Annotated in this window: 28 protein-coding genes; 12 read left to right on the top strand and 16 right to left on the bottom strand. The window is 56.7% G+C overall.

Translation table 11 applies throughout. The annotated features are described in order from the left end of the window. Window positions 1-110 precede the first annotated feature (110 nt). The 4 genes from AC6I6S_RS03865 to AC6I6S_RS03850 all read left to right on the top strand — a co-directional run bounded on the left by AC6I6S_RS03865 (window position 111) and on the right by AC6I6S_RS03850 (window position 4779). The gene (locus tag AC6I6S_RS03865; RefSeq protein WP_497948415.1) at window positions 111-896 is read left to right on the top strand and encodes a DUF8168 domain-containing protein; all 786 of its coding nucleotides are present in this window, start codon (window positions 111-113) and stop codon (window positions 894-896) included. Between the two features lie 308 nt (window positions 897-1204). Beyond that, complete coding sequence (locus tag AC6I6S_RS03860; RefSeq protein WP_497948414.1) at window positions 1205-2707, top strand: DUF7289 family protein; 1503 nt, start codon at window positions 1205-1207, stop codon at window positions 2705-2707. A 174-nt stretch (window positions 2708-2881) separates the two neighbouring features. Then, window positions 2882-3757, top strand: a complete 876-nt coding sequence (locus AC6I6S_RS03855; protein ID WP_497948413.1) for a hypothetical protein — start codon at window positions 2882-2884, stop codon at window positions 3755-3757. A 434-nt stretch (window positions 3758-4191) separates the two neighbouring features. Continuing rightward, window positions 4192-4779, top strand: a complete 588-nt coding sequence (locus AC6I6S_RS03850) for a tyrosine-type recombinase/integrase (RefSeq protein WP_497948412.1) — start codon at window positions 4192-4194, stop codon at window positions 4777-4779. Between the two features lie 165 nt (window positions 4780-4944). Here the strand turns inward: AC6I6S_RS03850 and AC6I6S_RS03845 are convergent, their stop codons facing one another. From AC6I6S_RS03845 to AC6I6S_RS03800, 10 genes are all read right to left on the bottom strand, one after another. Further along, entirely contained in the window at window positions 4945-6039 is a 1095-nt protein-coding gene (locus AC6I6S_RS03845; protein ID WP_497948411.1) for a hypothetical protein, read from the bottom strand. Between the two features lie 367 nt (window positions 6040-6406). Beyond that, the gene (locus tag AC6I6S_RS03840; protein ID WP_497948410.1) at window positions 6407-6790 is read right to left on the bottom strand and encodes a PD-(D/E)XK family putative nuclease; all 384 of its coding nucleotides are present in this window, start codon (window positions 6788-6790) and stop codon (window positions 6407-6409) included. Next, a complete protein-coding gene (locus AC6I6S_RS03835) occupies window positions 6777-7076 on the bottom strand; it encodes a hypothetical protein (RefSeq protein WP_497948409.1) in 300 nt (99 codons plus the stop codon). The genes AC6I6S_RS03840 and AC6I6S_RS03835 overlap by 14 nt, the downstream gene beginning before the upstream one ends. 205 nt (window positions 7077-7281) lie before the next feature. Then, entirely contained in the window at window positions 7282-8463 is a 1182-nt protein-coding gene (locus tag AC6I6S_RS03830; RefSeq protein WP_497948408.1) for a hypothetical protein, read from the bottom strand. A 171-nt stretch (window positions 8464-8634) separates the two neighbouring features. Further along, window positions 8635-8919, bottom strand: a complete 285-nt coding sequence (locus tag AC6I6S_RS03825) for a hypothetical protein (protein WP_497948407.1) — start codon at window positions 8917-8919, stop codon at window positions 8635-8637. Further along, entirely contained in the window at window positions 8916-9728 is an 813-nt protein-coding gene (locus tag AC6I6S_RS03820; protein WP_497948406.1) for a hypothetical protein, read from the bottom strand. The genes AC6I6S_RS03825 and AC6I6S_RS03820 overlap by 4 nt, the downstream gene beginning before the upstream one ends. Continuing rightward, complete coding sequence (locus AC6I6S_RS03815) at window positions 9725-10294, bottom strand: DUF8063 family protein (RefSeq protein ID WP_497948405.1); 570 nt, start codon at window positions 10292-10294, stop codon at window positions 9725-9727. Before AC6I6S_RS03815 ends, AC6I6S_RS03820 begins: the two co-directional genes overlap by 4 nt. A 41-nt stretch (window positions 10295-10335) precedes the next feature. Continuing rightward, window positions 10336-12159 (bottom strand): Env/VP5 family phage fusion protein, encoded by a 1824-nt coding sequence (locus AC6I6S_RS03810; RefSeq protein ID WP_497948404.1) that lies wholly within the window; start codon window positions 12157-12159, stop codon window positions 10336-10338. Between the two features lie 26 nt (window positions 12160-12185). Then, entirely contained in the window at window positions 12186-12596 is a 411-nt protein-coding gene (locus AC6I6S_RS03805) for a DUF8023 family protein (RefSeq protein ID WP_497948403.1), read from the bottom strand. Window positions 12597-12700: 104 nt separating this feature from the next. Then, entirely contained in the window at window positions 12701-13498 is a 798-nt protein-coding gene (locus AC6I6S_RS03800; protein WP_497948402.1) for a hypothetical protein, read from the bottom strand. 349 nt (window positions 13499-13847) lie between these two features. Here AC6I6S_RS03800 and AC6I6S_RS03795 point away from each other — a divergent pair, with 349 nt between their 5' ends. From AC6I6S_RS03795 to AC6I6S_RS03785, 3 genes are read left to right on the top strand one after another with little or no spacing between them, the layout of a single operon-like run. Beyond that, entirely contained in the window at window positions 13848-14246 is a 399-nt protein-coding gene (locus AC6I6S_RS03795) for a type IV pilin domain-containing protein (RefSeq protein WP_497948401.1), read from the top strand. A 5-nt stretch (window positions 14247-14251) separates the two neighbouring features. Next, a complete protein-coding gene (locus tag AC6I6S_RS03790; RefSeq protein ID WP_497948400.1) occupies window positions 14252-14692 on the top strand; it encodes a type IV pilin domain-containing protein in 441 nt (146 codons plus the stop codon). Continuing rightward, on the top strand, window positions 14693-15229 hold the full coding sequence (locus tag AC6I6S_RS03785) for a type IV pilin domain-containing protein (protein ID WP_497948399.1): 537 nt from the start codon (window positions 14693-14695) through the stop codon (window positions 15227-15229). A gap of 31 nt (window positions 15230-15260) precedes the next feature. Here the strand turns inward: AC6I6S_RS03785 and AC6I6S_RS03780 are convergent, their stop codons facing one another. Continuing rightward, window positions 15261-15524: a winged helix-turn-helix domain-containing protein gene (locus AC6I6S_RS03780; protein ID WP_497949293.1), complete on the bottom strand. Its 264-nt coding sequence runs from the start codon at window positions 15522-15524 to the stop codon at window positions 15261-15263. Window positions 15525-16114: 590 nt separating this feature from the next. Between AC6I6S_RS03780 and AC6I6S_RS03775 the strand changes: the two genes are divergently transcribed. Both AC6I6S_RS03775 and AC6I6S_RS03770 read left to right on the top strand, forming a co-directional pair. Next, window positions 16115-17206, top strand: coding sequence for a tyrosine-type recombinase/integrase (locus AC6I6S_RS03775; RefSeq protein ID WP_497948398.1), 1092 nt, complete (start codon window positions 16115-16117; stop codon window positions 17204-17206). Between the two features lie 363 nt (window positions 17207-17569). Then, a complete protein-coding gene (locus tag AC6I6S_RS03770; RefSeq protein ID WP_497948397.1) occupies window positions 17570-17698 on the top strand; it encodes a hypothetical protein in 129 nt (42 codons plus the stop codon). A gap of 156 nt (window positions 17699-17854) precedes the next feature. On the opposite strand, the gene AC6I6S_RS03765 is transcribed toward AC6I6S_RS03770, so the two are convergent. Continuing rightward, the gene (locus tag AC6I6S_RS03765) at window positions 17855-18055 is read right to left on the bottom strand and encodes a hypothetical protein (protein ID WP_497948396.1); all 201 of its coding nucleotides are present in this window, start codon (window positions 18053-18055) and stop codon (window positions 17855-17857) included. A 113-nt stretch (window positions 18056-18168) separates the two neighbouring features. Here AC6I6S_RS03765 and AC6I6S_RS03760 point away from each other — a divergent pair, with 113 nt between their 5' ends. Next, on the top strand, window positions 18169-18306 hold the full coding sequence (locus AC6I6S_RS03760; protein ID WP_497948395.1) for a hypothetical protein: 138 nt from the start codon (window positions 18169-18171) through the stop codon (window positions 18304-18306). 761 nt (window positions 18307-19067) lie between these two features. Here the strand turns inward: AC6I6S_RS03760 and AC6I6S_RS03755 are convergent. Continuing rightward, entirely contained in the window at window positions 19068-19457 is a 390-nt protein-coding gene (locus AC6I6S_RS03755; protein ID WP_497948394.1) for a PD-(D/E)XK family putative nuclease, read from the bottom strand. A 486-nt stretch (window positions 19458-19943) separates the two neighbouring features. Here AC6I6S_RS03755 and AC6I6S_RS03750 point away from each other — a divergent pair, with 486 nt between their 5' ends. Then, window positions 19944-20885 carry a hypothetical protein gene (locus AC6I6S_RS03750; protein ID WP_497948393.1) on the top strand — a complete coding sequence of 314 codons (942 nt, stop codon included), beginning with the start codon at window positions 19944-19946 and terminating at the stop codon, window positions 20883-20885. 3 nt (window positions 20886-20888) lie between these two features. Here AC6I6S_RS03750 and AC6I6S_RS03745 read toward each other — a convergent pair whose 3' ends face one another. From AC6I6S_RS03745 to AC6I6S_RS03735, 3 genes are all read right to left on the bottom strand, one after another. Continuing rightward, a complete protein-coding gene (locus AC6I6S_RS03745; protein ID WP_497948392.1) occupies window positions 20889-21047 on the bottom strand; it encodes a hypothetical protein in 159 nt (52 codons plus the stop codon). A 90-nt stretch (window positions 21048-21137) separates the two neighbouring features. Continuing rightward, window positions 21138-21347 (bottom strand): hypothetical protein, encoded by a 210-nt coding sequence (locus AC6I6S_RS03740; protein WP_497948390.1) that lies wholly within the window; start codon window positions 21345-21347, stop codon window positions 21138-21140. 132 nt (window positions 21348-21479) lie between these two features. Then, window positions 21480-22445 (bottom strand): TIGR03885 family FMN-dependent LLM class oxidoreductase, encoded by a 966-nt coding sequence (locus AC6I6S_RS03735; RefSeq protein WP_497949292.1) that lies wholly within the window; start codon window positions 22443-22445, stop codon window positions 21480-21482. Window positions 22446-22722: 277 nt separating this feature from the next. Here AC6I6S_RS03735 and AC6I6S_RS03730 point away from each other — a divergent pair, with 277 nt between their 5' ends. Further along, the gene (locus AC6I6S_RS03730) at window positions 22723-24618 is read left to right on the top strand and encodes a glycoside hydrolase family 15 protein (protein ID WP_497948389.1); all 1896 of its coding nucleotides are present in this window, start codon (window positions 22723-22725) and stop codon (window positions 24616-24618) included. The last annotated feature ends 59 nt before the right edge of the window (window positions 24619-24677 follow it).

Genomic DNA, 24677 nt, shown 5'->3' with positions numbered 1-24677 from the left:
TCCACTCGCTGAAGCCGAGATCGCTTACTTTTTCGACCACTACAGCTCATTATAGCTTATTTAAATCCCATTTCGGAATTGACTTCTCAAAAGAATGTGTAGGGGATGGCATGTCAGATGGTGATAAGTACGTATTTACAGGGAGTGTTGTTCCAGAGCGTACTAATGTCCATATTCAACCCCCATTGAAAGCACATTCCGATTTTGGGAGGATGGATATCTCAATAGTGGCATCTCAAATAAGTGTAGTATTGACTTCTAAAAGTGAAATAGAGAATATGTATACAGCGAGAAACGCTGTAAAAGACGCTGTTCATGAAGTCCTCGATATATTCTCATTCACACATGGTTATTCTTACTCAGTCGAAATAACATCTGTAACCTTCCCAGAAAATAATCAGCGTGTGTTTGGAGTTACCGTTGGAAGATTGCGTAACCAGTTGGAGGATAGTGAAAGAATGGACATGTTTCAGCAGGTTCTACAAGTCTTGCCAAGAAATGGTGGCAGATACCTGAAACGCTGTCTAAAAGATCTCAGAATGTCCGCAAATGACCCTCTGGATACTGGGCTTCACTGTTATCGAGCTATAGAATCAATTCGAAAGTATTTCCATGCTGAATTTGATATCCCAGATGACAACAATGAAAATAGAGGGAAAACCTGGAAGAAGATGAGAAATGAACTGAATATCGATCGAGCCGATATTGAGGAAATAAAAGAGTATGCTGATGAACCTAGACATGGGGGTGTTGTAGAAATCACTGATGAAGAGCGAGCAGAGATATTTGAAAACACATGGCAGATAATTCATTCTTTTATCGAATATCTACCAGAGAATGATGAGGTAGAGGAATTAGAGGTCAAAGGACCGGATGGCGACCTTGATTACGAATGAAATCTGATCTTCACTCTTCCTTTCGCCCAAGCTCTTGAGATTGCACGTCCGGAGAATCGATCTCTCCGATATGAACACGAGCTTGGGATCCCCGTGTTCATATTTCGGCCGTCTCCTTAAGGATAGACTCGTTGAGCACCCTCGATCGGTCCGTACTCTGGTACCCGCTTTACAACTAACCCAGTTTGGGCAACCGAAGAACTATCGAGTTTTAGGCTCGTGAACACGAGCTTTTATGCTCCGATTCATTCAGCACCACTACATGATTAACAGGTGTACTTTTGTCAATGTAGTTCATTACACAATTCATGAGAGAACGTGGAGTGACTCCCGTTATCGGACTGGTCATATTGATTGGTCTGGTTGCAATCGTCTCTGCCGGGATTCTACTCAGTGCAGGTGGGATAATGAGTGAGGTTGAGAAGGATATGGAACAAGACCGGGTTGAACAGGCCATGGTCGAATTGAACACACAGATGTACACTGCTTCACACCATACAGATACTCAACATAGAGTAGATCTTGATGCAGGGGAGCAGGGTACAGTAGTTCGTGAAGAAACAGGGACAATAACTGTTCAATCAGATGCTATGGAGAGCCCCATCGACAAACCGATTGGAACGATTGAATGGGAGGGGGATGATGGAACTAAGATTGCCTCCGAAGCAGGCGCAGTCTTCCGCGAAACGGGGGCCGAAACTCGAGTCGTTTCCACACCTCCATTTAACTACGATCAATCTACTAATACATTTAATATCCCAGTTATGACTATTTCCGGTGACCAAGAGCTTCAAAGCGGCAATGTTGGCGTTTACCGTGATGGAGGGAATGCTCATTCTGAAGTCGGTATCATAGAGGAGGAACACGTTACAATTACTGTCGAAAGCGAATACTGTGTTGGTTGGGAAAATTATTTCAGACAAGAAGCGGGCGGAAGCTCGATACAAGAATCGTGTGGAGAAAATGAGAGGGTCACTGCTCAACTGGGTTATCTTGATATCGAAGATTCATTTGAGAGTGGTGTGAATCAGCATCCAGATAGTGAGTATGGTGAGAATGAGGAGGAGTTTTTTGGAGAACGCAGCACTGGTCACTTCGAACCACTTGACGATCTAATCGGCGATCTGGTTTCTGATGCCCAGAACGCTGAGGAAAGTGAAATGGATGTCGAGCCTTTTGAGGATGCGTCCGATCCGGTTGAACCAGGAACATACTACGTTGACGGCGATCTCAATATCGATGAAACAACGAACTTCAACCTTGAGAACGGAAATGTAACGCTCATCGTGAAAGACGATGTGACGATTAGCGGGGATGTCTACGTAGACGATCCTGATGGCACTGCGCTTCGCATCTACTCTGACGGTGAAATGCTTGATATTGGTAGTACCGTGTGTGCTCACCGAAATGGTGAAGCAGAGTGTCTTGAAGAATCAAAATATATCCAAATATATGGGACGTCAAAAATGGCGGTAGATTTTAGCGCTGGGCCAAATCAGCACTCCCGTTACTATGGACTTATCTATGTGGCTTCAGACAGTAATCAAGATTGGGACAGCGGGCCCGGAGCAGGCCAGGGCCAAGGTGGAGGACCGTGCACTGACGAACAGGTTGCGTTCCAAGCAGGAGATGAATATTTCTATGGATCTATTGTCGCCCATTCTGTCTGTGCGCATAGTCAGGGAATGGATGAGTTTGAATACGATGAATCATTGGACGAGGTAGAAACCTTCCCACCCGAAATATCCACACCACCGCCGTTAACCTATTTGAATGTCGCAGAACATAAAATCGTTATTGAGTCAAGTTAATATTTAGTCGATATATTCGACCTGACATAACGTAGTATCAATTCCTGCATAACGGTAAGGTGAGACTGTCCGACAATCACGGGCTCTGAGAAGTTCATCTCTTGACGCCGCATCTCTGATTCCGACACCATATGACAACTCTTTAATTACTGTTGTTCAAACAGATCTTCCAACATGACTTCCATTGTCTTTGTAGGAATGTTCGCACTGGCCGCACTACTGTGCCTCTTGATCGGCACCTGGCTAATAATTCGATCGTACAAGCACTACAAAAACTACAAATTGTTTTCGCGATCGGAAGGTAATAGTATATCATCGCTTAGTGACGGCGATATAACCTACATAACTGGCAGCCTTACTGTCGACGAACCTACTGACAGTCCCTTCAAAGGGACCTTTGATGAAACACAAATCGGCATCGGGGTTTGGAGACTACGCCGTCGCCGAAATTCGTCGAAAGGTAGCAGTCGATATATGACTTCAGCCGAGGGATTAGTAGTTGAAGATTTTGAGGTGGTCGATCAGACCGGGAGTGCGACTGTCGATACGACCTGGACAAAAGAGAACCATCATAGCGAAAACGTGGATAGCGGAGAAGCGCGAAGCCCGACGGATTCTACATATCTCTATATTCACGATAAACGGGTGCGTGAGCGTGAAAAGACCTCACTATCGATTACGGATGCTTCGCTAAATCGAGAGGGTTTCTCCGAATCTGTAGTGAGATTCCTACAACGCCACGCACCGGAGAAGGTCGGGAATCTTCAGGAGTATCTTCGAAATAAGGGATACAGACGCCGAGACTTTGATTTTCGATATGTCGAGGATGGCGATGACGTAGTTGTTGCTGGGAAAGCTACGGTAGAACAGGGTGAGATCATACTTTCAGGAGATACTGATACACCACTAGTAATCGGTGATACCGAACCAGGACAGATTACGAAGCGAATCCAGAAAAAGATGGCATTCAATGGTGTATTCCTGATCTTCGTTCTCTTGTTCGCTGGTGCAGCACTGTTCGTATTGTATTTAGAATTGTTTTTGGCTTGAGTATCAGAGAATCAGGGGACCTCAGGCAAGATTTGATCTGAGGTGCTTGCGTTCATGAAACCACCATAGGATCGTGGTCAGCTTACACCCTCTCCTGTAGCTGTTTTGAAAGCAGGATTGGTTCATGCGAATTAGTATTGGCTATTGGCTGGATTGTACTCTCAATGATCGAGTCCAGCCCAAAACCGCAGTTCGTTGCAGAGTGTCTCTCTTGCGGGACGATGACTGTTTGTGAGGAACGGTCCAATGGAACTATTCGTCCGCTTGGGGTGCCAGAAGACTGTGTTTGTGGCAGCGGGGGCTTTCAACGCATTGTTTGAACTGGTGTCCGGGAATCCATGGTTCTCAGACAAAATATGACCCATTCGGTGCCGAATCGCCACTGATCGGCTCGCGCGGGACCCTTTTACGTCCGGTCTGTGGCGAAACCAGACGTGCAACTCGAGACATACGACAACGCCGACGGTCGCCGGGTCCGACTCACTGAAACGGAACGTGATCGACTCTTGGCCGTGTACGACGACGAACCGACGAAACAGGTTGCGCTCGCGTTCATGGCTCGCTGTGGTTGCCGCATTCGTGAAGCGACTGACGTCCGCCCTCGAGACGTCTACCAGGGCGACGAAACCGGCCAGTGGTTCCTGCGGATACCAGAGGGCAAAGGCGAGAAGGAACGCCAGACGCCCATGCCCACGGCACTCGCCGGGATGGTTCGGGTTCTCTCGCAGGGACTCGAGCCCGACGATCGCGTCCTCGAGGTCACACCGCGAACGGTTCGGCGGTGGGTCGGGAGTGCAGCTGCGGAACTCGCCGAGCGGGAGGACGACGATCGGTGGCGGTACGTTGGGCCGCACGATCTCCGCCGGACGTGGGGGCACCTCGCGCTCGAGGCCGAAGTGCTCCCGTCAGTGCTGATGCAGTGGGGCGGGTGGGACGACTACGAGACGTTTCAGCGGCACTACCTGGGGAAGCATTCGGAGAGTGTGCAGGCTCGAGAGGCAGAGAAGGTCGAATGGCTCTGAGGGTCGTAGTGCTGTTGAAACCATTGAAGAACGTTAGAAATGCCGTGCTGAATACATAGATACATTTCACAGCGCATTTACCTAAGACGAACACGAGTAACGAGATCCTCATTACCGTAAGTACTACTAAGATTCTGACAAGCGCGGGGCTAGTCTGTGGTACTTTTAATCACTGCTGGGACGCAATTGCATTAGACTAACAACCTCCCATCGAAAGATAGGATAATAATCTGTGTACTCATTTTGCCGCGAGTTGCCCGAAGCAACCTTACTAACTTCATCAACGACCTCCGAGTGAAAATTATCGAATTCCGATTGTTCTATAGCATCCCAAAATATCAAACAACATAGACTGAACGCTATGGGTAAGATTGAAACACTACTCCCCTCTCCATGAATGTTGTAATGTCTCTGGTTAGATAGTATCTGTAGGAAGTGATCCATATCGTCGATATCTTGGCCTGAACCAATTACCCCAGATAAGGATTTTAGATGCTTTGACTCATACCGATTAATATTATCCACTTGTGTGAGTGTGTCTCTGGTAGTAGAATTCGCAACATGGTATCTCCATAATTGTAGCCGGTCATGGTATCCTACCCCTGACTTGGAGTTTTGGTCGCTACTCCATGGACTGCTTACCGGTGGGTTTTCGAGGTTTCCATCAATTGTAAGAAGACTATCACAGTGTCGACAAACCAAACCATCTAGCAAAGCAAGCGAGACGGGAGAAAACAGTCTTAAAGTATCTATTTCATTAACACTTCCAGTTAGTCTGAGGGCTTTTTGCATATATTCACCTACCGATGGATTTGGGATTGGTGCACTCATTCTCAACGGCAAATTGAGAAGCTTATGCATCAAGAACATGTCGTTGATTAAATTAGTTTCTCCAGGAGATGGAGCGGGATCTGGATGGTATGGATTAATGATTTTTTCAAATACGGCACTGTGTTTCCGGAGATATTGAACAAAGGCTAAGGTCCACGACCAGTATGAATAATGCTCAGCGGTAACTACGAAATTTTTCGGCCTAATAGATACATCGCACAAATATCGTGGAAACTCCCTAAGTTCGGATAAAGAGAGTTCATGAATAACTCCGTCTAAAAATACATTCTGACGAGACACATGCGAGTTATCAGCAATAACGACTCCCTTACTCGCGGAGAGTTTAGTCCAATCATTGTACTTATCGACGAAATCATCTACTCGTTCTCTAATTGAATCTCCGTTCCCTGTCGGAATTTCGACTGGCATATTCCAAGTTTATACTTTCCATCTTATAAAACTCAATTGTAGCAAGGATAATCAAATAAACCTAAAACTATACCTATTGCATACCTGTTTTGTATTCAGCCCGACCGCAAAAACCATCATCGATTGAGTCTTTCACAAATCCTGTCTACGAGCGCGACGACCTCACCAGCGGCAGCGCTAGAAGATTACCTTGACGCTCAGCATTCGAGTCGTAAGCTTCGACGTCGAAACGAGCATATCCGTTACGAGGAAGGGTGATAAGGGCGGCTGAAAGGGTGCCTCTGACTGCGTGGCCGGATTGGGTACCGGCAACACCTCGTTCAACCTTCTGTATTATAATGTTAACGAATATGAAGTACCGGCAACTTTAGAAGATATCTGTGATGGGTATCTTCGTTTGCTGTGTCTCACGATGGTCACCACCGCCATGCCAGCGGAGCAGAGGAAGACTCGAGGCTTTGCACATCCGATCTTTCAAAACCGTACACCCGGAACGGCCGTGTGGCCGGTAGACGACGAAACAGTACCAGCCATCCGCCCGTCGGAGTCGGTCGTGATACGCCTTGTAGATCTTGAAATTCCCCGGTTGGCCGTTCGAGTGCTCGAGCATCGTACTCTTGATTTCGACCGGTGTTCCGTTCCCAAAGCGGGCATCGTGCCAGCTCGCCCGCTCGAGGGAGAACCGCCGTTTCCTCGCCATTCGCTTTTCGCAGATCGTTCCGAAGTGGTTCGCTCGCTTACTCCGGTTCACGGTCATCCCTCACGATGGGCTCGGTCGAGATCGGGACGGACGCCAGCTCCGGGAGTCGGCTGCTCGCCGATCGAACGCTCGAGGCCGCCGTCGCCAGATCGACCTCGAGATAGTAGAGCAGTTGCGACACCCAGAGCAGGGAGACGACGTACCAGACCCACAGATCGAACGAGAGGACGCCAGCGACCGCCAGTGGAATGGCGAATACGTTCAGCTTGATCGCGAGCAACACCGCCGGGAAGAACAACAGCGAATCCATCGCGACGAGCGTTAGCAGTGAGGCCATCGTCACATCCCCAGCGTGACGAGCGAACCGCCGTCGAAGTCTCATCGGGTGTCCTCGCGTCGCACGCGCCGATATATATCAACTCCTCCAGCCACTTCGACAACCGCCCATCGGTCGCTTCGCTCTCCTCGAGAGCGAGCGGTGGGCTTTGGGCGAATACTATAGGGGAGTCGGTATCCGTATCCAGCTATCCACCTCGACGGTGTCATGCGATTACCTCGTTCACTTTGGAAACAGCATCGACGTGTTTCCCCTCGTCTCTGTACTCTCGCCAGCGCGAACCCACCCAGCCGTGGCTGTAGGGAACGAATTTGGCGGTTTCACGGTTCGTGAGGCCGTCCTCTTTGCACCGGATAACCGTCCACAGCGCAGTGAGGCGAGCGGCTTCGTCAGCTCCCATTTCGTCGGTTTCGTCGCCGAACCGGGACCAGCTCCAATCGCTCGCCTCTTTCGTGTTGTACCGGAAGTCCGTCGGCGGGATACCTTCGACCTCACCGCGAATATCGGCGAGCTTCCCGCTCGAGATCGACTCGGCGATGATCGCTTTCTTCTGACTCACTTTCTTGACGATCGTGCCGACGCGCCACAGCATCGGGTGGATCGACCGCTCGCCGTGTGCGATGTAGATGAGCGCCCCGCCGTACTTCCGGATCTTGTACACCAGCGGAGCCATTTTCATCCGGGTTTCGTAGCCCTGGGCTCCGACACCGCTGGCAGCCGAACTGAACTCGTCGCCGATGAACAGCTTGTCCCGCTGGCTGTGCTCGAGCGGGTCGCCGTCCTGTTCGACCCACTCCATGAGGGTACCGTAGTCGGGAATCCAGCCGTCCTGGACGTCGCCCGCGTCGTCGACCCAGCGGTTTTTCTCCTCGAGGCTCTGGATGTTCGTTGCCAGGAGTGAATCGGCTTGGTGGATCGCTCGCCACCGTTGCGCGAGTAGACACGCGAAGTCGGTCTTTCCCGCCCCCATCTCCCCCAGGACGACGATCACCGGAGCCGGTCCATCGATGAGCTGGTCTATCGATCCGATCGCTTTCAGTCCCGAAACGTCCGCCCGTTGTGAGGTGTCTCCTACCATGTGCTTGATCGTCGGCATATCGCCGTTCTCGAGGGCCGTGCGGAAGGTTTCAGTTCCTTCCGTGAATCGAATCTGACGGTGTTTCTCGAGGTCTTTCGACTGCCCCGGCATCTTTCCCGGCCGCGTGCACGCGAGCGGGTCGTAGTGAACCGCTCGCATCGACAGCGCCCGCGAGATTTTCTCATCACGAACGATTCCGCCGTGGTCGTGGATCTCGCGATTTTCCCGGTCGCTGTATCCCTCCTGGTGCTCACGCGCCTGTGCGGTCGTGTACAGCGCCTGCTGGTCCGCCTGTCCGCCGTCACTCATGGCCGATCACCAGCGGTTTCGGTCCCCGCCGCATTTTCGCCAGGAACTCGCCCATCTGAGCCGCGGTGTTCGTTCTCCCGCGCCCGTGCGTCGTCGGTTCGTTACACACGAACAGCGTGCGCTTCGGTGGTTCTACCGTCCGATTCCGTACCTTCCCGTCGTGAATGTACCTCATGCGTTCGCCCCCGTGATCTCTCGCAGAATCGCATCTGCGCAGACGCCTCGCTCCTCGAGCCGGTCCCGGATCTCGCCCCGGTTCGCTCGTAACGCGATCGCGTCCCGAAGGTGTCGGTTCCGGTTGGCTTCGACTTCTCGAACGTGCTCGCGAAGTCGTTGCGTTAGCAGTAGTTGTTCCGGGCGCTGTTCGATTCCCTCCCGCTCGCGCAGCTGCTCGCGGGTTCGCTCGAGTTCTCTGTCCGCCAGTTCGTACCGGTCGCTTGGTAAGTGGAATCTCATTCGTGTCCTCCGTCGGTTGCCGCCGCGTCCGCTGCACCCGGCTCGCCGATCGTCACTCCCTCCGGCTTGGTGATCGGGTCGTAGCCGTAGTCTTCGAGGTCGTGCAGTTCATCCATCCCGTCGCTTTCCGCCTCTTCCTTCGCCGTCTCGAATCGCTGTTTGACGCTGGTTTTGTCCATCTTGAGCCCTCGCTCGTCGGCTTCCGCTGAGAAGTTGATCGTATCCCGTTCGATCTGCACGCCCATCTTGCTGATTCGACCGCGGAGCCGGTTCAGCGCGATCGAGTCTTCGATGAGGTCGCCGTGGATGTCCTCGAGCATCGCCTTGATCGTGACGAGCTTCGAGTCGGCCATCTGGCTGTAGTAACAGCCGGTGACGATGAGGGTGCCATCCTCCCCCTGGTCCGGGTGCCAATCGAACTCTCGGACCTCGAAGGCGTCCCCGTCGTTGACGACGTAGGGAGACGGCCCCTCGACGACTTTCTCAGACCAGACTTCCGGTTTGACGTACCACTTCTCGCGGGTGTCGGTGACACCGTTGATCTCGTGAACAGTGGTTCGGTTGCGGACTCTGAGCTTCTTGATTCCCCAGACGAAGAACCCGAACAGCGGCGGCCCAAGTAACAGGAACGCCGCGAAGATTCCGATGGCGATCGGGGGAACGCCGGGGATCGTCGGGCGGAACCACGCGACGTACACGCCGACCGAAACGAAGACACCCAGAACGAATATCTCCGCTTCGGAAACGAGGAACGTGAGTCGGTCCCAAAACCCGGAGAACGTGCCGCTGAGTCTGTCGCTCCCGCTCATGCACGAATCACCCCGTCGTTCTCCCGCCAGAGAACGAACCCGGCGGCTCCGCCGGACATAGCGATAGAGAGGCCAACGCCCGCGAACAGACCGGATTCACCGCCGAAGTACCGAAACGGGTTGTCTTCGGTGGTCCCGGTACTGATCTGTATGGCTCGCTGCTCGCTCCGTGATTCTCGCGTGCTGATCCGGAGCGCCGCCTCGCCGGACACCTTCTCCGCTGGAACGGTGACGGTCCCACCGCCGCGCGGAACCATCTCTTCGTGCCAAGTGATCCGCTGCGTGCCTTCGCTCACCTCCTGGCGGGGCTCGAGCGTCACCGGCCGACTGAGCCCATCGTTCTCGAACTCGAGGACGAACTGGCCGCCGGAGTACCGCCAGTCCGTGAGGATCATCGAATCGTCGATAAACTCCGCCCGGTCGCCGTAGCCCGCGAGTGGGTCCGTCGCGTTCTCCGGTTCGTCCTCGAGCTGGTCCGCGCTCTCGTTGTCGATCGTCTCGTTCGTCTCGTTGCCGGAGTCGGCGATCGCGCCGCCCACGCCCATGCCCACGGCTACGAGAGACACCACTACCGCCGCTGTTACGAAAACGAAAAACCTGGACATGATTACCTGAACCGGTTGGCCGGATGGCTGTTCTTGACGAACGCCGCGATGCCGACGACGAACGCTAACATCACGCCCGCGCCGACGAGCGGTCCGCCCAGGTCTGCGTCGACGCCGATGCTGTCCCAGAACCCGCCACCGCCGCCGCCGTCGTCTCCCTCGAGTTCGACCACGATCTCGTACTGCTGGTTCGCTATCTGTCGCTCGAGGTCGTCGATCTCGTCGAACAGCGCGAACAGTTCGTCGTAGTCTGTCGGGGGCTCGGTCGTCGTTTTCTCGGTGTACGTCACTTCTTCGACGTCGACCGCCTCCCATTCGCCGTCCTCGTTCTGCTCGAGAATCTGGGCGCCCGTGACGGTGAACTCGTCCTCGAGCTCCATGATCTCGCTCGACTGCTGGCCGTCTTCATCGACGGTGTGAAACGCGAACCACAGCGTCGGCTCGAGGTTGTTCGGGTCGTAGGTGCTCCCTTTCTGGAAGCCGCTCGAAGGCATTTCGTCGGCGTAGATGTTGCCCGTTAGTTCGATCGGTTCGCCGTCCTCCTCCTCGAGTTCGGTAAACTCGATGGTGATGGTCTGGTCCGAGGTCGGCAGCCCGAGTGAGGCGAGTGAGGCCCCGGCGTAGGGGAACGTCTGTTCGTCCGAAGCCATCTCCGCGAGCATCGTCGGCGTCAGCGCCTCCTCGGCGGAGATCTCACCGTCTACGAGGTCGTCGTACACGCTGTCCAGGTATTCCTCTACCTCCAACTCAATAGCGTCCGCGAGGTCGATTAGCTCCTGAACCGCCATGACGAACGGCCACGAATCGTAGACCGTGGGGTGTTCCTCGAGCAGTTCCGGCGGGTCGATGTCTTCCTGCTCGTCTTCGGGGAGTTCGTCGTACTCGTCTTCCGGCCAATCCGCGATCTGGATCGCAACGTCGCCATCCGAATCCAGCGTGTGTTCGTAGTCGTCATCTTCGAGCGCATGGCCATCGACGGTCGCAGGGGCACCCTCTCCGCTGTTGCCGCCGTAGAAGTGTAGCGGGCCATCTCGCGTCTGGCCGTTGCTGTATTCGACCTCAATCCACGGAGTCGTTAGTTCGAGGGTCGAGCCATCGATCAGCTGGTATTCGATCGTCACCTCGTCCTCGACGAACCAGATGTCTTCGACACCCTCCGCGTCGGAGGTGCCCGCTTCGCCGGTCGCGGTGAAGAACTCGCCAGTATCGGCGTCAGAGATCGACATCACGTCCCGAAGGATCGTTTCGAACTCCGCGATATGGCGGTGTCCCTCGTTGAGAACGCTTCTCTGTGCAGTCGTCAACTGCTCGAGGCTGCCCTGGACGCCGTCCGCGATGGCGTCCTCTCTTTCTTCGCCGTCATCGACGTTCTCGATCGTTCGGTACGCAGACGTCGCGTACAGGGACGCTTCCGAGAAGGTGGCGAAGTCCTGGACGAACGCGGTGGACGCTTGCCAGCCCGCTTCGTGACTCGCGGTGTTCCGGTATGCATCCGCCCAGATCGCCAGCCGCTCGAGCGTGTCGTACGTTTCTGTCGGGCTTTCGTCGTCACCTCCGACCCCGAGCAGCCAGTTAGCGGCCCTCGAAATTGCCTGTCCTTTGGGAGTGTACTCGAGGGCTCCCAGGCTCGCCTCTTCCGCTGCGACCGTCCCGCTCGAGGCTGCGGTACCACCCGCCAGCGCTACGCCCGCTGCTGCGCCCCGTCGCAGTACCTGTCGTCGGGTGAGTGTGCAGCCGTGTTCGTACTCGTGGGCATGGGCATGGGCCGATGGGCCGCCGTTGCTCGCCGGATCGATTCTACCGCCGTCTGTAGATTTTGAACTCATCTCTCTGAAAGGGTCGAAACCGCTGTTTAGCCGGTGAACGAGATCCAGACGCTGGCGAAGCTGAGGTACAGCAGGAACGCCAGCTGGGTGAGGTCGTGCCACATCACCAGCGACTCGAACGCCGGGATGAACACCACGCCGATCGGCGAGCCGAGCGCCACGATTATCATCGCAAACTCGTAGGGCTCGTGTTCGGTGTCGTCGTTCAGCAGGTTCGTGACGACGATCCAGGCGAGCGCCCCGATGGTGATGATGAGCGCAAGCGAGATCGCCGCGCCGCCGATCGTCCAGATTGCTTCCGTGAAGTCGTAGCCGCCGAAAACGTTGATCTCGAGGCTGAACACCTCGAACATCAGCGAGCCCGAGATGGGCAGGATCATCAACGCCAGAACGTCGACTAAGTCGATTTCGTTCTCTCCGGTACTGTTACCGCTCAAACTGCCGAAATTCCACGATGTTGCCATAGGTGTGAACCCAGACAAGACGTTCCGGATAGCCGTAATAAACCCGACGCGCCAGAGTGTAACCAGCGGTTCTGTGGCTACCGAACGACCCCGAGATTCCGCGCCGCGTCGGCCGAGATCGTGACGTTCTGTGACCCAGCCGTAACCGGAGCGCCGGCCACGTCCTCGAGCAGCGCCGCGAGTTCTGCCAGGTACTCCCGGTTTCGGGACTCCTGTATCGACAGGGTCGCTTTGTCCGGGTGTTCGGCGGCCCGGTTCTCGAGATAGCAGAGAACGAACGTCTCCCGGACGTCGTCGGGAGCGGTTTCAAGATAGTCCGGCAGTGAGAGCTCCTGTTCGGTCTTTGGGCCGACCGGAGCCCCGAGCGCGGCGAGCACCCGCCCCAGAACCGTCGCGGCCTCAGTGGGCCGGGCTTCGGTTGCGCGATCGTGGTCGTCGTCGCGAAAGAGTTTGTAGTCGACACCGGCCAGCTCGAGCGCGTTGAGAACGTGCGAATCGTCCGTTCGGTGGTTGAGCGCGAACAGCGGCACCATCGTCTCCGCGGCGATCGACCCGCCGGAGAAGACGTTCGCCACGAGTGCGTTCAGCGCCGCGAACTCGCGGCCGTCGTAGGTGCAGCCGAGCCAGCCGTACTCGCTGGCGGTGTCGATCGCCCGGACTGCGTCGGGTTTTCCGTCGCCATCAACCCAGGTGCGGATGCGGCTGCGCGGGAGATCGAGCGCGGATGCAGTCGCACCCGAGCCCACATCTCGTTTATTGGCGTATCTGGTGGCCTCTCGGTACTGTTCGACGGCCGTCCAGGCGTCGTCGTAGTACCCACCGTCGAAGGTGCGCGCGAGGTCGCGCTCGTCGAGGACCGCGGTGTCGTCGGGCATGGGGTGGGGTTGGGACTCGAGGGGTATACTCATTGGTGATACTTGCCGGTAGCCTCGAATCGCTGATATTCTACAGGTATGAACTATCCAAGGGTCGCTTGCGGTATTTCCACCGGTAACTGATTCTCAGGGATGAAAATGTATGGTGTAGATAGAATTTCATATTTTCTGTACTATTGGGTAGGTTTATTACCAGCGGTTTCACTGGCTACTGCTAACGCCAGCGATCGACTCGAGAAAGCGACGGTGTGGGACTGGGTGCATATCCCCCCTCCCGTCAAATCGGGGTTCACCGAGGACTCTGATAAGGTTTCTCATCGTTCGCACGGCGCAACAACAACAGACAACAATGAATTTCGCAAAGAAGCTTATCGGAAACGAAGAAGAACGGGCCGTGAGTCCCGTTATCGGCGTCATTCTCATGGTTGCGATTACCGTGATTCTGGCGGCCGTGATCGCAGCGTTTGTGATGGACATCGGGGACCTTGACGACAGCGCGCCAAATGCACAGTTTAATTGGGAATCTGATTCCCCGAACAACGGGGATGTGACAGTAACGCTTACTAGTGGTGATAATATTGACTTGGACGATATCGAATTCAGCGAAGGTGCAACCACTACTGATGTTGATGGCGAGTGGTCTGCAGGAGAAGAAGTAGTATTCACCAGTCCTTCTGACAGTCCCATTCGAATCGTTTGGGAAGGTGATGGGTCATCCACTATCATCGCGGAATATGACTTCGAATAATTAACATGTTCTTAGATAAAATCGGAAGGAAAATGATTGGAGATGAAAAAGAACGGGCTGTAAGCCCTGTTATTGGGGTCATCCTCATGGTCGCTATTACTGTGATTCTAGCGGCTGTGATCGCTGCGTTCGTGATGGACATTGGTGATCTTGACGAAAGTGCACCAAATGCACAACTTAATTGGGAGAGCGACAGTGCGAACGATGATGTAATAGTAACTCATTCAAGCGGTGATAATGTTGATATGGGTTCAGTTTCGTTTGGAGGCGATGTTGATGGTGAGCCGAGCTGGTATGATGCAGATGCAACATTATCAGCCGGTGAGAGCCTTACCTTTGACAAAAATGATGATCTTGATGGGAATGAGGAAGGAACTGTTCGTATTGTCTGGGAAGGAGATGGTAGCTCAACGATTATCGGAGAATATGAGTACGATATTAGTTAAATGACTATACTAAGAAATAACCTTGATGGCGAAGAACGGGCTGTAAGCCCTGTTATTGGAGTCATCCTCATGGTCGCTATTACTGTGATTCTAGCGGCTGTGATCGCTGCGTTCGTGATGGACATTGGTGATCTTGACGAAAGTGCACCAAATGCAAACTATAATTGGGACTCAGATGGTGATGATGTTACTCTCATGCATAATGGTGGTGACAATGTTGACTTATCTGATCTATCATTAAGAGTCACCGCGGAGTATGATGAGGATGGTGAAGAAACTCAAACACTATCCGCTACCCCAAGTGGTGAATTTACTGCAGGTGACACAATCGAATTCGAAAGTAGTATTGACGGTACTAACTATGCTGACGACGTCGGTGTAGTTACTTACACTTTCGACGGGTCTTCTGAAGATATTGAACCTTATACCCAAGACGCGACTAACACCCACGATGTGGAGAACTTCGAAATCACAGAAGTCGTCGTTGTATGGGAAGGTGATGGAAGTTCTACCGTACTGGCTGAGTACGAACTTTAATATCTATACAATATCTTAGTATTAAAGTGTATTAATTATTGTTTTCAAGTTCGTTCACTTCGAGCTCACCCTCTAAATACGCTCGCCCATAGTCGGTGATCTCATAGTACCCTTCCTCAACACGCTCGAGCAACCCTGCTTCCCGTAACTTCCGAACTCGCTTGTTCACGTAGTTCCGCGTATAGCCGGTGTTGATCGCAATCACTGCCGGAGAAAGAATCAGCTCGCTCGAGGCCAGCGTCTCGAGAATACGGTCGTCACCCTGGGTCATCCACGAGACGCGCGGCCGTCGCATTGAGACAGTGACTCCCACAGACGGTGATAGTCCCTCCGAAAATCCCATCTAAACACACAAACGGGTGTCTGTAGACATACGAACGATGGAATAGTATAAGTGACAGGGATATCTACAGTGGGCCAACGGAAGCACACGGGAACCTTACGCTCTCGAGTTCCTGACGATCGTGGGCCGGTGGTACCAGCACCGACCCGCGAAACACTCCCGTAATCAAGGTACGGAAGCATGATCCACGATACGTACATGGGGGATAAAGCCCCCGTTCGACGGCCAGGCACTGCCACCCACCCGACCACTTTCATCACTACCGCGCACACCGATTTCGGCGGTACTGGATGTATGGACTATCTCACGAACCAGTCTTCTTTCGGGAGGGTCACTTTCACTTTCAGGATGGGGCTATGGCTCTCCTTTATGACAGGCGGGACGAAACACCCTGCAACGCCGATGGTCCCTTGCGGGTGCTTGCCTTCCACAACCTGCACCCGCGGACCGCGGCTCCCCATAGTGAGAGCCATGTCTACATATCAACTCAGCCGACGTAAAGCCATCTACCGACCTGAAAGTATCTCGCTCGAGGTGGGCCGATGACTGACGATCTCGAGCCGCTCGAACCGACCGAAGCGGTCGAGATGTGGATCGATCGGTTGGGATCGACTCGAGCCGACGAAACGCTACAGAGCTACCGCTACCGACTCAAGCCGTTCCTCCGGTGGTGCGACCAGGAAGGGATCGACAACCTCAACGATCTCACTAGCCGGGACGTCTTCCGATTCGATTCGACACGCCGGAGTGAGGGACTGAAGGTATCGACGCTAAACAATCAGATCGGGACGCTCAAGCAGTTCATCCAGTTCTGTGAGCGAATCGACGGCGTCCAGGAGAACCTTCCGGCGAAGATCGAAGTGCCGACTGTCGAGCTGGCTCAGCGAGTGAACGACGAACTGTTGACCGCCGAGCGCGCCGGGACGATCCGCGAGAACTTGAACCGGTACGAACGCGCATCGCGCCGGCACGCGATGTTCGAACTGCTCTGGCATACCGGCTGTCGGATGGGCGGGCTTCACGCACTCGACGTCGACGACTGCTTTTTCCACGCAGGCGACCTCGAGCGACTCCGCCACCTGGACGACATCGATCGGGACGCACTCGAGAACGTACAGCTCCCGTTCCTCTTCTTTCGACATCGCCCGGAGACACCATTAAAGAACAAACGTGCGGGCGAGCGCCCGGTTGCGCTCGCCCGCGAGGTCGCCGACCGGGTGCAGGAGTACATCGACATCAATCGCGTCGAACGAACCGACGAAAACGAGCGCCGACCGCTGTTAACCACGGAGAAGGGAAAACACGCCAGAGTCTCCAAGTCGAGCATTCGGCGGGAGGTGTACATCATGACCCAGCCGTGCCGGTACGGCGGCTGTCCGCACGATCGCGATACGAGTACCTGTGAAGCTCTGGACCACAGCCTCGAGGCACGGTGTCCCTCGAGCCGGTCGCCACACCCGATTCGAACGGGTGCGATTACGCATATGCGCGATCGGGGGTGGCCGCCGGAGGTCGTCGCTGAACGAGTGAACGCGACCCCTGAAGTGATCCGCGAGCACTACGACCACCCGGACCCGATTCGACGAATGCAGTCACGCCGGAAGTATCTCGAGGACCAGGAGGGGTCAGCATGAACGCCGAACAGAACGGGGTTCGCAAAACGTGGCTCGCTGACCTCGGCGGTCCCACTTTCTGCCGCGAACAATGTCGTGAGCGGTAGAACCGTGGAAAGAGCCGAGAGTTGAGCACGCAAGTCGCAGCCGATGAGCGACCGAAGGAGCGAATCGGACCGTCTTGCACCTGTTCAATTCTCGGCGGTCCCATTTTTCACGACGCGACGAACGAGGGAGCGACGCGACCGACGTGTCGTGAGGAGTGAAAAATGGGGCCAGGGAGCGGCTTCGCCGCGACCGTGGTCCCACTCGAAATTATCTAGCTATTCATTGCCGAACCTCTGGGACAGGTGACGCACCAACGTTCTTCTCGGGGTGGATTAAATGAACATCGAGCAGTTGCTCGAGGAAGTCGGCCGGGACGAACTCGAGCGGCGCCTCCGCTCGCGCCCACAGCCAGACCGTAGTCCCACCCGAAAGGACGTCGCGAGAGTTCCGCTGTCCGGTCTGTAACAGTCGCTGCACCCGGTTGACTGACGGCGTTTCCGAAGCAGGCCACTAGCGGGACTGTCCGCGACGATTGCGACGGACGGGAACGTATCGGAGCGCTCCGATGCTCACTGACGGAGATGAGGTCGACAAATGAGTCGTGACCGTCGCAGCCAGCGTCTACATCTTTGCTGCGATCGATTCGACGGCTACGACCAGCCGATAAAACAGATACAGCGCAATCACGATCAACACCAGAAGAGCCGTGCTATAGATCGGCAAAACGGTGATTCCGATAAGGCTGAGCGTTACGTAGGTCACAACCAATACAAGAGCGGCCACCGCAGCGATACCAGCCCGGTTAGTTTCTTCAATCGACATACTGCACTCCATTTCCTCTCAAGCAATGTATCTTTCGAGCGCGTAACACAAGAACCAAATAATCTCGATTCCGTTCACGCTGCAGAAACGGGACCAGCTGAGGAGGCAGCTCGATGACGGGCGAGTTCGTCCGCGCGAGTCGGCTGTATCACGTTCGGAGTCGGACGCCCATCGCCCACCCGTCGACACAAACCGACGACGAGGTTCGTCGGGCGCTCGAGGCCACCTCGGGGGTGAGTCGGTGGGGTTAATAGTGCCTCGAAAGGCGGATCTCAGAAGGTTACAACCCATTCGTGCTCGCAAACGCTGCATCGAAAATCCATTCGGACACCCGGATTAGCTAGTGTTCGGTCTACTACTTCACTCTGCTCGGAAAGACAGTTTGGGCACATTCCTCTAGTCAATGTACACTATCAGCTATTCCGAGCCTTCTTTAAACTAGCATTATATTTCAAGCTATCCCGGTATATTCGCCCCAGTTTTTCCGGGTTGGGGGTGGGTCAGCGTCACGTTCTGCCCGGTCTGTCGCGAGCGAAGTTCGCAGGTCTACCGCTGTAGCGAGTGCGGTGCCGCTCTCGTCGAGAGACAGCGAGGATGAGACGGGAGATCCGCGATGAGCCAGCCCAAGACGACGCCCCACGAGATCGAAGGCCGCTGGAAGTGGCCGGACTGGGGGCGTGGACCCTACGACGCGATTCGAGGCCGAAGTACTCCCATCAGTGTTGATGCAATGGGATGGGTGGGACGACTACGAGACGTTTCAGTGCCACTACTTGGGGAAAACATTCGGAGAGTGTGCAGGCTCGAGAGGCTGAGAAAGTCGGCTGGCTATAATAATTGCCGAACTCGAGCCGTAAGCTTCGACGTCGAAACGAGCATATCCGTTACACGGATGGGTGTTAAGCAGGGCGGCTGAAAGGGTGCCTCTGACTGCGTGGCCGGATTGGGTGCCGGCAACACCTTGTTGAATCTTCCGAACTATAATGTTAACGGGTATGAGGTTCCGGAAATTTTAGGGGATATCCATACTGGGTATTTTCGCTTGCTGTGTGTTTCGATGGTCGCCACCGCCGTGCCACCGGAGCAGTGGGAGACTCGAGGCCTTACACATCCGGCCTTTCAGAACCGTACACCCGGAGCGGCCGTGTGGTCGGTAGACGACGAAACAGTACCAGCTGTCCGCTCGCCGGAGTCGGTCGTGATACGCCTTGTACACCTTGAAGTTCCCCGGCTGGCCGTTCGAGTGCTCGAGCATCGTACTCTTGCTTTCCACCGGCATTCCGTTCTGAAAGCGGGCATCGTGCCATCTCGCCCGCTCGAGGGAGAACCGCCGCTTCTTCGCCATCCGCTTTTCACAGATCGTTCCGAAGTGGTTTGCTCGCTTACTCCGGTTTACGGTCATCCCTCACGATGGGCTCGGTCGAGATCGGGACGATCGCCCGCTCCGGGCGCCGTTCCATCTCGACAGCGGGCGGCTCGAGACCAGTAATACGGTAGCCACTGACAGTCAGCGCACACCTTGCTTACGATCAATCGGCCGGGATTAGCGGACTCTCACCAGCCCTGGCCGCCCCGCTGTGAGCAGTGTGTCACCCGTTTCAGTAGTTACGATACCCTCATCTTCAGGAGCCGACAGCCGGGGCGGCGGGCTCGATACCGGCGACAATCGAGATGCCGACCATCGAACGCCCCACTCTCTTCCGACGGTGCTCGACTCGAGCACCGACGCGTTCACTGAAGCGAACGCTACTCACTGTATAGGCCGTCTCTACACGCCGATCTATTGTGAACGGTCGATCGGAAATAACGTTAAAGTGTATAAAAATACTACAGTGGCAGTCTCTTTGGATCCGGTACGAACGTACCAGTCGTACTGCTGGTGATCACAATGGATACACGAAACGGTTTTACTGGAGAGGAGGGGGTTATTCGACTGTTCAACGGCGTCCACACCGGATTAGTTCTGTTTGGAGTCCTTCTGTTCGGCGTCGGAATCGTCCTTTCGCTCGCAACGAGCGGCGCGATCGATCCCAGCGGACCGTCGATCGGCGGCGACGATGCGGATTCGACCGAGGACCTCGAGTCCGGAGACGACACGGCGGAAACCGACGATAGCGACGACGGAAGCGAAAATGGTGCCGCCGACGGAGGCGAGGAGACCGATGACGATGCGGGGAGCGCAGACGGTGGTGGGGACGCGAACGGCGCTGACGACACGGATGACGCAGACGACGGTACGACTACTTCAGACGATGGAAGCGCTGATGACGACGTGAGCGAGCCGGAGACGTCGCTGCTCTCGCTCACCGTCCTCGGTCCAGCCGGCGAACCGATCGAGGGCGTCGCTGTCACCGGCGAGGGAGAAGAACACGAGGCGGACATCCCGCTCGAGTTCGAGGGCGAGACCGACGCGGACGGCACCTACACCGACGAGATCTACGAAAACGAGTACACGATCGAACTCGACCACCCCAACTACGAAACGGAGACGTTCGAGTACAGCCACGACGGCGAGCAGGAGATCGTCGTCGAACTCGAGCCGGCCGAGGACGGTGACGCGCCGGACACGTCGCTGCTAACGCTCACCGTCGTCGACGAGGACGGCGAGCCGATCGAGGGCGCCAGCGTCTACGGCGAGGGAGAGGAACACGAGGCGGACATCCCGCTCGAGTTCGAGGGCGAGACCGACGAGGACGGCCAGTACGTCGACGAAATCTACGAGAACGAGTACACGATCCACGTCGATCATCCCGACTACGAATCGCTGACCGGCAGCTACACTCACGACGGCGACCAGGAAGTCGTCGCCGAACTCGAGTCCGACGACTGACCCTCACTCGGAGACGTCCTCGTCCTCGAGCGCCTGTGTCTCCGTCGCGGTGAACGCCGCCAGTTCGCGTTTCGTGTGGGCTTCGAGTAAGTGTTCAAGCAGCCGTTGATCGGGATCCATCCCTGTGTGGCAGAGCGGACATTCGACGGGTGGTCGGGACATCCACGGTGTCTTCGACGGCGACCTCCAAAATCCCCTCCCGAGAACACGCGACCGACCACCGGTCCCGGTAGCCGGCTTCGGCCTGGACGATCAGTCCGTGGCGTAGCCGTCGAAGCGGTCGAACAGCTGCGTCGAGTCGACCGGTTCCGGCGTTATCTCCTCACACGCACACATATCCGGGTCACCGATCGGAGTCGCGGTTCCGTCCGCGAACAGCCACACGGTGAACACTTTCCCACACCCCGTACACGTCGCGACGGCTCGTCGCTTCTCATCCGTGCGTTGACTGCTGTCACTCACGTTTACACGTCGTCCTCCACGGTGACTAGTAGATAATTCGGCGGTTGCAGGCTCAGGGAGTTAATAACGGCTCGCCTGAATTCGTTTTCACGACGAGTGACTCCGGTCGAGGTGTCGCTTGCAAGGTGGCCGCTACTCGAGGTTCGGGAGGACCGTTTCGCCGAACTCGTCGATGAACTGCGCCTGCTCGCGGTTGACGTTGTGGAGAACGACCCGATCGACGTCGAGATCGAGGTCGCGTCGGAGCCACTCGACGTGTTCTTCGGGATCTGCGGAGATCCGGACGTTCTCCGCAACGTCCTTTCGCCGGATCGTCTCGGCCTGCTCGTCGAACTGCTCCGGCGTCCGAAGTTCCTGGGTCGTCGGGCCCGGAACGCAGTTCGTCCGCCACTGGTCGTAGGCGCCGTCGAGGGCGGCATCCTCGTCGGTGTCGTAGGAGAGCTGTACCTTGAGGGTGATCGGCTTCTCGGGGGCGTGCTCGCGAAACGCGTCGACGCGCTCCTCGAGTGCGTCGTGGTCCGGCGTCGCGATGGTGATCAGTCCGTCGACCCACTCCTGTCTGCCGAGCCAGCCGGCGGTCTCCGTCGAGAGTGCGGCCCCGATCAGCGGCGGCGCCGTTTCGGGCCGGGTGTAAAGCGTCGCCTCCTCGACGGTGATGCGTCCGTGGTGGGTCACCGTCTCGCCGTCCCACAGCTGTCGCATGACCTCGGCGCACTCCGCCAGACGGGCGTTTCGCTCGCCCTTTACCGGCCAGTCGGTGCCGGCGATCCCCTCGTTCAGGAGCTGCCCGCTCCCGATCGAGAGCCAGAAGCGCTCGGGGTACTGCTCGCGCAGGGTCGCCGCGGCCTGGGCGACGATCGCGGGGTGGTAGCGGTAGCCCGGCGCATTGACCGTTCCGTAGCTCATCGAGGTCGCCTCCATCGCGGAACCGAGCCAGGACCAGACGAACCCCGACTCGCCCTGGCGCTCGCTCCAGGGGTGGAAGTGATCGGAGGCGAGTACGGTCGAGAAGCCGTACTCGTCCGCCCGTTTCACGCACTCGAGGAGGTCGCTCGGCGGAAACTGCTCGTGGGAGGCGTGGTAGCCGATTTCGGTCATCGCCGTTTCCTCCATCGCGCCGTTGGGTAGTCGGGAGCGACGTGGCTGTGACACATACGGTGTATCGACTGCAAACGACGATCACGGGGATAGTCGATTCCATTGCACTCTAAACCCGGCCGGGCCACGGACCGATTTCGTGGCTGGGCGCAACAGCTACGTCAACGTTTTTGACGACGTTCGTCGAACGGTTCGTACTGATCCGGCTCGCCGTGATCGGTGCGTGATCGAACGCGTACCCGTAGAACGGTCTACGACCGGGGACGACCACACGATCATGGGATTTCAGCCACTCGCCACGTACGGCCTCATCGGTAACGACGACAGATGTGCACTGGTAGACGACAGCGGCTCGATCGACTGGTGCTGTTTCCCTCACGTCGCCGCCTCGAGCGTCTTCGCTCGCGTGCTCGACGAGCGGGGCGGCCACTTCGCCGTCGAGCCGACGGACGCCTTCGAGAGCCGTCAGCGCTATCTCGACCGGACGAACGTCCTCCAGACGGTGTTCGAAACCGACTCCGGGCGAGCCACGCTCACCGACTTCATGCCCGTGACGGATGAGGAGGCCGCCGCTGACCCCACCCGCCAGCAGTCGCTGTATCGCCAGCTCCGCTGTGACTCGGGGACGCTCACGCTCGAGGCGGACTTCCGTCCGCGACTCGATTACGCACGTGCGGAGACGCGAATCGAACGCGACGGAGAACTCGACGCCGAGGCCGACCTGTTCGTCGCACGCGGCGGTGATGACCCGTGCTATCTCCAGGTACACGGGCCACTGGAGCTCCGAAGCCTGGACGATCGGGTCGTCGGAACCGTCACACTCACCGAGGACGACACGGTCTGGCTGGGGCTGCAGTACGACCATCTCGAGGCGATGCCGCCGGAGAGCTGTGAGCGCCTGCTCGAGGGAACGGTCGACTACTGGCGCGACTGGGCCGAGCCGGTCGAGGAGGCGGCGACGGCGATTGCCGGCGACGAACTCTGGTGGGAGGACGTGGTCCGGTCGGGTCTCGTCCTCAAACTGCTGATCAACGAGGGGTCCGGCGGAATTTACGCCGCGCCGACGACCTCGTTCCCCGAAGAGTACGGCGGCTCGCGCAACTGGGACTACCGGTACAACTGGATGCGCGACGCGAAGTTCACCATCCAGGCGCTGCACAACCTCGGGCGAACACAGGAGGCGACGGACTACTTCGAGTGGTTCCGCGAGATCAGCCACGACGATCCGGCCGACGTGCAGCCGGTGTACGGCGTGCACGGTGAAACGGATCTCGAGGAGTTCGAACTCGAGCACCTCTCCGGCTATCGCCACTCGCAGCCGGTTCGAGTCGGCAACGCCGCTACTGAGCAGCGCCAGCTCGACGTTTACGGTGCGATCGTCCAGGGGCTGTACGAGACGCTCCGACACGACGAGACGCTCACCGACGACGACTGGGCGTCGCTTCGAGAACTCGTCGAGCACGTCTGTGACGTCTGGGACGAACGCGACGCGGGTATCTGGGAGTTCCGCGAGGAGCCACGCCACTACGTCCACTCGAAGCTCCTGTGCTGGGTCGCCATCGACCGGGTGATCGACCTCGCCGTCGAGAGCGACCGCGACGCCCCGCTCGAGCGGTGGCGAGACGAGCGCGATGCGATCAAAGCGGCGATCCTCGAGCGCGGCTACAGCGAATCGGCAGGCAGCTTCGTCCAGCACTTCGACACCGACGAGGCACTCGACGCGACCTGCCTCCTGCTCCCGATCTACGAGTTCCTCCCGCCGGACGACCCGCGGGTACAGTCGACGATCGACACGGTCTGCGACCGGCTGTTGACCGACAACGGCCTCGTCTACCGGGTCCGAGACAGCGACGTCGCCGAGGACGAGCCCACGGGGTTCGTTCTGTGTTCGTTCTGGCTGGTCGACGCCCTCGTTCTCTGCGGGCGGGTCGAGAAGGCCCGCGAAATCTTCACGACCATCCTCGAGCATACGACCCCTCTCGGATTGCTCGCCGAGCGCGTCGATCCGGCGACCGGAGAGCTGTTCGGCAACTTCCCGCAGGCGTTCAGCCACATCGGGTTGATCAACAGCGCCATCTACCTCGGACTGGCGGACGACCGCGACCTCGAGCACGATCCGCTGGGGGAGGGCGAAGACGCCATCCAGCCGCTGTTCAGGAAGGCGTCGGAGTGAGCCGCTCGAACGGTCGCACTCGCCGTTACCACACGCACGAGCGGACGTGTCGGGGACGA

The organism is Natrononativus sp. DTA114 (assembly GCF_059736515.1).
Note: the sequence above shows the minus strand (reverse complement) of the source record. Positions and strands in the feature narration are given on the sequence as shown.

Excerpts from the sequence above, each read along its gene's own strand:
- AC6I6S_RS03845 (WP_497948411.1), bottom strand. The coding sequence starts at position 6,039 with ATGCCAGTCGAAATTCCGACAGGGAACGGAGATTCAATTAGAGAACGA.
- AC6I6S_RS03800 (WP_497948402.1), bottom strand. The coding sequence starts at position 13,498 with ATGCCCGACGACACCGCGGTCCTCGACGAGCGCGACCTCGCGCGCACC.
- AC6I6S_RS03835 (WP_497948409.1), bottom strand. The coding sequence starts at position 7,076 with ATGGCCTCACTGCTAACGCTCGTCGCGATGGATTCGCTGTTGTTCTTC.
- AC6I6S_RS03730 (WP_497948389.1), top strand. The coding sequence starts at position 22,723 with ATGGGATTTCAGCCACTCGCCACGTACGGCCTCATCGGTAACGACGAC.
- AC6I6S_RS03830 (WP_497948408.1), bottom strand. The coding sequence starts at position 8,463 with ATGAGTGACGGCGGACAGGCGGACCAGCAGGCGCTGTACACGACCGCA.
- AC6I6S_RS03855 (WP_497948413.1), top strand. The coding sequence starts at position 2,882 with ATGACTTCCATTGTCTTTGTAGGAATGTTCGCACTGGCCGCACTACTG.
- AC6I6S_RS03750 (WP_497948393.1), top strand. The coding sequence starts at position 19,944 with ATGGATACACGAAACGGTTTTACTGGAGAGGAGGGGGTTATTCGACTG.
- AC6I6S_RS03775 (WP_497948398.1), top strand. The coding sequence starts at position 16,115 with ATGACTGACGATCTCGAGCCGCTCGAACCGACCGAAGCGGTCGAGATG.
- AC6I6S_RS03760 (WP_497948395.1), top strand. The coding sequence starts at position 18,169 with ATGACGGGCGAGTTCGTCCGCGCGAGTCGGCTGTATCACGTTCGGAGT.
- AC6I6S_RS03780 (WP_497949293.1), bottom strand. The coding sequence starts at position 15,524 with ATGCGACGGCCGCGCGTCTCGTGGATGACCCAGGGTGACGACCGTATT.
- AC6I6S_RS03745 (WP_497948392.1), bottom strand. The coding sequence starts at position 21,047 with ATGTCCCGACCACCCGTCGAATGTCCGCTCTGCCACACAGGGATGGAT.
- AC6I6S_RS03770 (WP_497948397.1), top strand. The coding sequence starts at position 17,570 with ATGAACATCGAGCAGTTGCTCGAGGAAGTCGGCCGGGACGAACTCGAG.
- AC6I6S_RS03820 (WP_497948406.1), bottom strand. The coding sequence starts at position 9,728 with ATGAGCGGGAGCGACAGACTCAGCGGCACGTTCTCCGGGTTTTGGGAC.
- AC6I6S_RS03765 (WP_497948396.1), bottom strand. The coding sequence starts at position 18,055 with ATGTCGATTGAAGAAACTAACCGGGCTGGTATCGCTGCGGTGGCCGCT.
- AC6I6S_RS03790 (WP_497948400.1), top strand. The coding sequence starts at position 14,252 with ATGTTCTTAGATAAAATCGGAAGGAAAATGATTGGAGATGAAAAAGAA.
- AC6I6S_RS03755 (WP_497948394.1), bottom strand. The coding sequence starts at position 19,457 with ATGACCGTAAACCGGAGTAAGCGAGCAAACCACTTCGGAACGATCTGT.
- AC6I6S_RS03825 (WP_497948407.1), bottom strand. The coding sequence starts at position 8,919 with ATGAGATTCCACTTACCAAGCGACCGGTACGAACTGGCGGACAGAGAA.
- AC6I6S_RS03860 (WP_497948414.1), top strand. The coding sequence starts at position 1,205 with ATGAGAGAACGTGGAGTGACTCCCGTTATCGGACTGGTCATATTGATT.
- AC6I6S_RS03865 (WP_497948415.1), top strand. The coding sequence starts at position 111 with ATGTCAGATGGTGATAAGTACGTATTTACAGGGAGTGTTGTTCCAGAG.
- AC6I6S_RS03795 (WP_497948401.1), top strand. The coding sequence starts at position 13,848 with ATGAATTTCGCAAAGAAGCTTATCGGAAACGAAGAAGAACGGGCCGTG.
- AC6I6S_RS03785 (WP_497948399.1), top strand. The coding sequence starts at position 14,693 with ATGACTATACTAAGAAATAACCTTGATGGCGAAGAACGGGCTGTAAGC.
- AC6I6S_RS03810 (WP_497948404.1), bottom strand. The coding sequence starts at position 12,159 with ATGAGTTCAAAATCTACAGACGGCGGTAGAATCGATCCGGCGAGCAAC.
- AC6I6S_RS03735 (WP_497949292.1), bottom strand. The coding sequence starts at position 22,445 with ATGACCGAAATCGGCTACCACGCCTCCCACGAGCAGTTTCCGCCGAGC.